Annotated in this window: 7 protein-coding genes; 5 read left to right on the top strand and 2 right to left on the bottom strand. The window is 49.7% G+C overall.

Annotated features, from left to right (window positions below; translation table 11 throughout):
* From ABIK47_03760 to alaS, 4 genes are all read left to right on the top strand, one after another.
* A partial coding sequence (locus ABIK47_03760) for a hypothetical protein (protein ID MEO0019741.1) occupies window positions 1-549 on the top strand: 549 nt, incomplete at its 5' end.
* 296 nt (window positions 550-845) lie between these two features.
* Window positions 846-1,103, top strand: coding sequence for a hypothetical protein (locus ABIK47_03755; GenBank protein MEO0019740.1), 258 nt, complete (start codon window positions 846-848; stop codon window positions 1,101-1,103).
* Between the two features lie 17 nt (window positions 1,104-1,120).
* Window positions 1,121-2,155: a WG repeat-containing protein gene (locus ABIK47_03750; GenBank protein MEO0019739.1), complete on the top strand. Its 1,035-nt coding sequence runs from the start codon at window positions 1,121-1,123 to the stop codon at window positions 2,153-2,155.
* A 59-nt stretch (window positions 2,156-2,214) separates the two neighbouring features.
* Window positions 2,215-4,806, top strand: a complete 2,592-nt coding sequence (alaS, locus tag ABIK47_03745; GenBank protein MEO0019738.1) for an alanine--tRNA ligase — start codon at window positions 2,215-2,217, stop codon at window positions 4,804-4,806.
* On the opposite strand, the gene ABIK47_03740 is transcribed toward alaS, so the two are convergent.
* Together ABIK47_03740 and der are read right to left on the bottom strand one after the other, a co-directional pair.
* The gene (locus ABIK47_03740; protein MEO0019737.1) at window positions 4,803-5,906 is read right to left on the bottom strand and encodes an LCP family protein; all 1,104 of its coding nucleotides are present in this window, start codon (window positions 5,904-5,906) and stop codon (window positions 4,803-4,805) included. The genes alaS and ABIK47_03740 overlap by 4 nt on opposite strands.
* A 3-nt stretch (window positions 5,907-5,909) precedes the next feature.
* Window positions 5,910-7,184: a ribosome biogenesis GTPase Der gene (gene der, locus ABIK47_03735; protein ID MEO0019736.1), complete on the bottom strand. Its 1,275-nt coding sequence runs from the start codon at window positions 7,182-7,184 to the stop codon at window positions 5,910-5,912.
* Window positions 7,185-7,440: 256 nt separating this feature from the next.
* Between der and ABIK47_03730 the strand changes: the two genes are divergently transcribed.
* The gene (locus ABIK47_03730; GenBank protein ID MEO0019735.1) at window positions 7,441-7,722 is read left to right on the top strand and encodes an SWIB/MDM2 domain-containing protein; all 282 of its coding nucleotides are present in this window, start codon (window positions 7,441-7,443) and stop codon (window positions 7,720-7,722) included.
* Window positions 7,723-7,925: the final 203 nt, after the last annotated feature.

Here is a 7,925-nt window from a genome sequence, read left to right as displayed (position 1 = left end):
TTAATACCAGTATTCGAGAGACCATCACTAAAAAGAAAAATGGATAAACTGCAAACAACCACGGTTTGGATTTTCCCGGAAAAGGAATTTGAGGCGTGTTTTAATAAAAATGTGATTGATAGATATTCAGAGGGTAAGGGGTATTCAGTTATTAGTTTTGCCGCACACATCGGGAATGCAAAGGACTTATTTCAGAGAAAAAGCAGGATGAAGAACCATTTGGTTTTGATAAAATCCCCCATTTTTAACAATTGCTGTTCTAGTGCTGAGATTGAACTTTATTTAGAGAATATTAAAAAATTTGCAAAGGAGCAGTTGACTAGGTTGGAAAATGGTGGGTTTTTGGCAATTCAAATCCAGGATGTAAGAATAAATGGCTACATTGAACCTCTTGCCAAAAGGCTAATAGATATTTTAACTGCTGAGGATTTATGGCTCAAGGAGATAGTAGTTGTTGTTCAAGAGAAAAGGGATCCAGGTCCGCAGGTATTAGGTGAGGATTTAAAGATAGTTCATCAATACCTGCTGGTTTATGAAGTGAAAAAATGAAGGGGTTTTTAAATCGGTTGAGGGTTATCTACTATTACCTGAAATCCTCTTATAAAATATGGCGACTCAGGCGAGAACAAAAAGACGACCTTATTTATACAACCAAGGCGAATGTCCAAATTGGGGTCTATCCTGGTAGGAAGCCCGAATCCCCTTTTGATTTTATTGTAAAATTTAGAGAGCCTGGCAAACGTGAGCGCACACCTGCCCATGTCCATTTAATTGTTGAAATGTATGTGAAGCACGCCCATAACCCTTCGTTGACCATGAGATTGAAGGAACATATCTTGGCGATGTTGAGCCAAGTAAGGCCAGTAAACTCATTTCCGCCCAGCCTGCAGTTTTTTAAACCAGAACATATTGAGCAATTCAAGGAGTTGGACAGAGTGGGCGAGTTTACTGTTGAATTTCTGCTTGTTGTCACCGAACTGATGGCGATACAGGAGAAAACTAACTACCCTGAAGGCTCGCTAACCGAGAGCCTTTATAAAGACTTTGGGGTCAAAGATCGCTTCTCGGTGATTCAAAAGGCGGTGTTGAAAAGGTTAAGATGAAACAAAAAGGAGGGGATGTGAATAAGAGCAGGTTTGTGATTGGGTTTTTTATTGCTCTGGCCCTAATTCTTGCCGTAATAGGATGTTCAAAGCAATCACCACCCACAGGAAAGAAGGGGCAAAGTGAGCACAGCGGCCTTTTTCCTGCGCAAAAGGATGGTAAATGGGGCTATATCAACTCCAGCGGCAGGTTTGTCATTAAGCCGCAGTTTGAATGGGCGCGGGAGTTTTCTGAGGGTCTTGCGGGTGTGCGGGTTGGAAATGCCGGGGGCTATATCAACACGAGCGGGGAGTTTGTTATTAAGCCGCAGTTTGCTGCCACAAGGGATTTTTCGGAAAGTCTGGCAGCGGTGCAGGTTGGCAACCTGTGGGGTTATGTTGACCGGCAAGGTAAAATGGTCATCAGACCGCAGTTTCTCTGGGCATGGAAGTTCAAGGAAGGGTTTGCCCGGGTGCGCGATTATAAGACCAGCAAATGGTCATTAATAGATAAAAGGGGGAGATTTCTTTTGCCACCAAAGTTTGAGGTAATTGGCGATTTCTCGTTGGGTCTTGCCTGCGTGTGGGATTCGGCAAGTGGGAAGTGGGGCTATATTGACCATCGGGGTGAATTTGCCATCCCGCTCCAGTTTGAAAGGGCGCTGACATTCTCGGAGAGTCTGGCCGCAGTGCGAATAGACAAAAAGTGGGGCTATATTGACCCGCAAGGCAGGGTGGTCATCGAACCGCAGTTTGAAAATGCCTGGAGTTTCTCTGATGGGCTGGCGCCGGTGTTCTTGAATGGGAAGTTTGGATATATAGACAAAACCGGAAAGATGGTGATTGAACCACAGTTTGATGAGCCGGGAAGTTTTTCTGACGGGCTCGCGCCGGTGAGAATAGATAATAAATGGGGCTACATTGATACGACTGGCAGGATGGTGATAGAACTTCAGTTTGATTATGCCCGCAGTTTTGAGGGTGGTCTGGGATTTGTGCGGATGGGTGATAAGGAGGGGTATATAAATAAGAGCGGTAAGTTTGTGTTTGAGTGGAGGAAGGGTCAACCTTAACCATTTTCTCTGTGCAGCAGTTGCAGTAAATCCAAAATCCTGCTAAAATCCCAGATGTTATGAATCATCGTGAGTTGCGCCGGACATTTTTGGAGTTCTATGCCCAGCGGGAGCATAAGATTGTTCCCAGTTCCTCTTTAATCCCGCGGGATGACCCAACGCTGCTTTTTACCAATGCCGGAATGGTCCAGTTCAAGGCGCTCTGGGCAGGTGCGGTTGAGCTGCCTTATAAGCGGGCATGCTCAATTCAGAAGTGTCTGCGGGCATCGGACCTGGAGCGGGTTGGCAAGACACCAAGGCACTGCACCTTTTTTGAGATGCTGGGCAACTTTTCCTTTGGCGACTATTTTAAGGCTGAGGCGATTCCCTGGGCTTGGGAGTATCTCACCGAGGTGGTGAAAATTGACCCTTCAAGGCTTTATGTTTCGGTTTATCGGGAGGATGATGAGGCTTATGAGGTTTGGCATAAGGTTGTCGGGTTGCCAGAGGATAAGATTTTTCGGCTGGGCGAGGAGGACAACTTCTGGGGTCCGGCAGGTGGAACTGGCGCCTGCGGTCCCTGTTCTGAGATTTACTGCGACTTAGGAGCGGAGTTTGGTTGCGGCAAGGAGGGATGTGGTCCTGGTTGTGATTGCGACCGGTTCAGCGAGATTTACAATATTGTTTTTCCCCAGTTCAATCAGTTGCCAGATGGCACGAGGGTGCCTTTGAAGAACCGGGGAATTGACACGGGTATGGGGCTGGAGCGGCTGGCAATGGTTTCGCAGATGAAAAAGAGCATCTTTGAGACCGACCTGTTTGCACCGATTGTGAAGGGAATTGAGGAGATTTTAGGGATGGATTTAACCATTGATAACCGGCAGATGTTTTATGTTGCTGCCGACCATACGCGGGCGCTGGTGTTTGCGATTGCGGATGGTGGGATACCGTCAAATGAGGGCAGGGGGTATATCCTGCGCAATATTTTGAGAAGGGCGCTTTTGTTTGCCCAGCGGCAGAAGGTGTCTGAGCCTTTTCTTTACCGGGTTGCAGGTGTGGTGGTGGAGTTGATGCGGCAATGGTATCCAGAACTTGGGGCAAAAAGGGAGCAGGCGGCATTGATTATCAAGGCAGAGGAGGAGCGATTTTTGCGCACGCTTGCTGCCGGTCTGGAGATATGGCAGGAGGTTTTAAGTCGTTACAAGGATGAGGGTGTGGTTCCGGGTGAGGAGCTCTTCCGGCTGCACGACACCTATGGGTTTCATATTGAACTGGTGCAGGAATTGGCAGATGAGGCGGGGTTGAAACTTGACCAGGAGGGTTTTGAGCAGGCGATGCAGGAGCAGCGGGAGCGGAGCAGAAAGGCAACATTTATTGCCGAGGGTAAGGAGGCGGCGGTAGTGGATTCAGGTGCGCTGATGTCAGAGTTTGTTGGGTATGATATGGATGAGACTGAGACCGAACTGGTTGATTTCCAGCGGCTGGACGACGGGAGTTATGAACTGATTTTGGCAAGGACGCCGTTTTATTCTGAGAAGGGTGGTCAGGTTGGGGATACCGGCAGGGTGATGGGCGAGGGTTTTGAGTTTGAGGTTAAGGACAGTTATTTTCGGCACGGGGTGAGGCTGGCGCGGGCGGTTTTGAAGAAGGGCGAACCGAAGAAGGGGACGGTTTTTGCTGCGATTGATAAGGAGCGGCGCAGGGAGATTGAGCGGGCGCATACCGCAACCCATCTGCTGCATGCGGCACTGCGCCGGGTTCTTGGTGATTATGTGAAACAGGAGGGTTCGTTGGTTGAGCCGGGTAGGCTCAGGTTTGACTTTGCCGCATTTGAGCCTTTAAAACCGGCAGAGATTGAGGCGGTAGAGCGGCTAATTTATGAGCAGATTATCCGGGATGTGCCAGTTGAGCGGCTGGTGGATGTGCCTCTCGGCGAGGCAAAGCGGATGGGCGCCTTGGCATTTTTTGGCGAGGAGTATGGCGAGAGGGTGAATGTTTTACGGATTGGGGATTTTTCTGTTGAGTTGTGCGGTGGCACCCATCTGCGCCGGACAGGGGAGATCGGGTTTTTCCGGATTGTGGCTGAGACCGGTGTGGCTGCCGGAATCAGGCGGATTGAGGCGCTGGTGGGCAGGCAGGCTTTTGAGCGGTTGCGGGCCGAGCGGCAAACTCTTGACAGGTTGCAGGAGTTTTTGGGCGTGAGTGAGGGGGGGCTCATCAAGCGGGTGGAGGCGCTGAGCGATGAGGCAAAAAGGCTGGGTGCACGGGTGCGGCAGCTTTCAGCCCAGCTTGCCCGTCAGGAGGCAGCGGTTCTTGTTCAGCATGCTGAGATCAAAGGTAATATCAGGCTGATCATCGGGCACTTTGCCTTTTTTGAGGTTGATGAGTTAAGGATAATCTGCGACCGGGTGCGGGAGTTGCTGGTAAGTAATTATGCCGGATTTTTGAGCGGCGCGGTGAGCGGTTCAAGGTTGCGTTATGTTGTTTTTGTCAGTCCGGATTTACAGGCGCGGTTGCCTGCAGGGAAACTGGCAAAGGTGGTGGGAAATGCCCTTGGCGGTGGTGGCGGCGGCAGGCAGGATATTGGTGAGGGGGGTGGTGGAGTGGACAATCTGGAGGCGGGGAGGATGGCGTTCCGTAAGGAACTGGAAAATCTACTGGTTGAGGGTTAGAAGCGGCTGTCTCCAGCCGGCAGTTGAAGTTCCAAAAGTTTTTTAACCAGGCGCTGGCGTTCGAGGCTGTCAAAGTGGTAATCGGGGAGGAGGTCGTATTCAATGGTCATATAGTCGGGCCAGGAGTATTTTTGCTGGGTCATAAAGTCAAGGGCAGGAATGTCATCCTGGTCGTGGAGGTAGTGTTTAATCTGTTTCTCCATCTCCGGATAAATGGGTAGATAGCAGGATAGGGTCATTGCATAGCGGTCAAGGGTAACCGGTCTGCCTTCACTGACCATTACCGCCAACTGGATTTTTTCGGGTTTGAACCCCATTTGCCGTAAAGAGGAAATTAGCCCTTTTGCCTCGTCGGGGGTCATGTCGGTATCGGTGCCAATGATGTCAAAGAACCGGTGGATGAGAATATCACCCAGCCTGGTATCGGCAAGGGGCCAGATGCGGCTGCTGATGGTTTTGATGAGATTGAGGCTGTTACGGCAGCGGTCAAGGTCATCATAGGGCAGGTTGTTGCGCTGGCGGACAAATTTGAGCGCCTGGTCTGGGTCGGTAAGGTGAGTCTGATTGAGTTTAACCGGACCGATGTAATTGATGAGCGTGCGAATGAGCATGCGGAAGGTGTCAAAGTCAAGGGCGATAAAGCGGTGAATTTTTATGCCGAGGAGGTTTTCAAGGGTGCGGCGCAAGAGTGGCTCGCCGCCAATGGCAAAGGTATGGGTAAGTTTTTCCATTTTGTTGAAATCGGTTCGGGAGCCTGCCGAGGTTACTTTCGGGACGATGACGAGCAAATCACGGGGAATGGCAAAAAGGGTTACCCGGTTGAGGTTGATGTTGATGTGGGCGATGATGACGATGTCGGAATGAGCCACCTCTTCTCTCGGAATACGGGTGATACCACCTTTGTCCAGCGAGGGGTTAAGGGCGCGGGCGTCCTTGCCAATGAGGAGGATGTTGATTTCACCTCCTGGTACAGATAAAAGCGTGGTTGCCCTTGTCCTTCCTGGGCGCGGGGTCAGGAAGAAGATTAATGCTGCAATGATGAGGGCGATGATAATGCCAGCAGCGGGTAAGAGCCAGCGCCAGATTTTTTGCCGCTTCATATTTTAACGGGTTATTTTGAGCCTGATAGGGTAGCCGGTGAAACGGAAGTTGGTCCGAATGAGGTTGAGGACATAGCGCTCGTAACGGCTGGTGACGGTTTCCGGTCGTGAAAGACGCAAGCGAAAAATTGGGGGTCTGATACCTGTTTGAGTTAAACCGATGATATGGCAGTTGGGTGCGGGCGGGTTTTGCTTGAGTTCTTCAAGGATTGTGCTGTGGAGAAAGGTTCTGCTCAAGCGCATACCACCGGAATGATAGACCGCCTTTGCCTGGCGGATGGCGTTATACACACCTTTACCTGTGAGCGCACAGGTGTAGACCAAGGGGGCATAATTGACGAAGTGTAGTTTTGTCGTAATGTACTCCTGCACCTTTTTGTAGAGTTCTGGTGGTATGAGGTCAATCTTGTTGGCGACGATGACCAGCCCTTTACCATTTTCTTGAGCCAGATTGATAATGCGCTTGTCCTGGGCAGTTGGTCCTTCGGTGGCGTCAATTATTATCAGGGCAATATCACAGCGGCTGATGGTGTCAAGGGCGCGGCTAACCGAATAATACTCCACCGGCTGGTCGATGCGCGTGCGGCGGCGGATACCAGCGGTGTCAATGAGGCAAAACTTTTCGCCTTCAAACTCAAGAATTTCTTCAACGGTATCACGGGTGGTTCCTGGGGTGGGTGTGACAATTGCCCGTTCTTTTCCAAGGAGGCGGTTGAGAAAGGTTGATTTGCCGACATTGGGTCTGCCCAGAAGGGCAAGGAGAGGACATTTAGGTTGGAGGAGGGTTGCGGTTGGTAGGTGGAGGATAATCTCGTCAAGGAGTTCATCAACACCGGTGCCATGCTCGGCAGCGATGGAAAAGAGTCTCCTTGCACCAAGGCGATGAAATTCGCTCGGGTCAAATTTTTGCTTGATATCACTCTTGTTAACCGCAAGGAGAAATGTTTTCCCTTGGCGGCGCAGGCGGTCGGCGATTTCTTGGTCAAGGGGCAGGAGTCCGGCGGTGCCATCAACGACAAGAACAATCACATCGGCATCCGCAATTGCGATTTCAATCTGGCGGGCGATTTCCCTTTCCATCTCTTCAGTGGAATCGGGGACAAAGCCGCCGGTGTCAATTACAAAGAATTCCTTGCCCTGCCAGTGCGCCAGCCGGATTATTCGGTCGCGAGTAACACCAGGCTCTTTAAGAGTGATGGCAACCCTGCCACCAACTATTCGGTTGAAAAGGGTTGATTTGCCGACATTGGGGCGTCCGAGGATAGCAACCGTCGCCATAGAATCTATAGCCTATAATTTTTTTCCAAATAGTCAATGGGTGGCAATTTCAATCAAGACCGCTCAACAGAAGCAGGAGATGGGTAGCACTAATAGAAGAAGAGAGGAAAGTAGGCAAAAGATGACCAAAAATTTCCCTTCAGGTTTCGCTTGACAGAGGGGGATTTCTGCTCACAATGAGATAGTTACACCACCAGCGTGTAACAGGATGACGATGGTTTACTAACCGCCCTTACGGGCAGAAAGGAGTAGGTATATGCCTCGTGGCGAAGCATTAATGAAACGCACGGTGAAGTTGACCGATGCGATGCAGCCGGTTTTTGGCCCGGGGAAGGCTATCAAGGTAAAGGATATCAATAAGAAGCTCTGGGCTTATATCAAGAAACACAATCTGATGACCGGGACCGGACCGTTGATGAAGCGCTCCATCAAGCTGACCCCTGACCTGCAGGCGATTATGGGCAAGAAAACATCGGTCAAGGTCGGCGAGATGATGAAACTGCTCTGGGCTTATATCAACAAGAACAAGCTCTTTTAAGAAAACATAAACTAAGAAAGGCAGACCCCCGGTGACCCCCGGGGTCAGCCTTTTTATTATACCGAAGAAAGAGAAGTCAATTTATTTTTTAAGTTTAGTTTTATCAAAGTGTTATGAATCTACAAAAATGTTAAAATAAATTTAATTTTCTGCTTGACTTGTGGCAAAGAAATGATTATTATATTGGTAGCCAAAATTTTCGA

This window comes from candidate division WOR-3 bacterium (assembly GCA_039801245.1).
Lineage (GTDB): Bacteria > Hydrothermota > Tepidihabitantia > Tepidihabitantales > Tepidihabitantaceae > JAOABP01.
The sequence above is the reverse complement of the archived record's forward strand: the minus strand, read 5'-3'. Positions and strand labels throughout refer to the sequence as shown.

What these genes read in the sequence shown, in the direction of transcription:
- alaS (MEO0019738.1), top strand. Translation starts at nt 2,215, where the DNA reads ATGAATCATCGTGAGTTGCGCCGGACATTTTTGGAGTTCTATGCCCAG.
- ABIK47_03740 (MEO0019737.1), bottom strand. Translation starts at nt 5,906, where the DNA reads ATGAAGCGGCAAAAAATCTGGCGCTGGCTCTTACCCGCTGCTGGCATT.
- der (MEO0019736.1), bottom strand. Translation starts at nt 7,184, where the DNA reads ATGGCGACGGTTGCTATCCTCGGACGCCCCAATGTCGGCAAATCAACC.
- ABIK47_03730 (MEO0019735.1), top strand. Translation starts at nt 7,441, where the DNA reads ATGCCTCGTGGCGAAGCATTAATGAAACGCACGGTGAAGTTGACCGAT.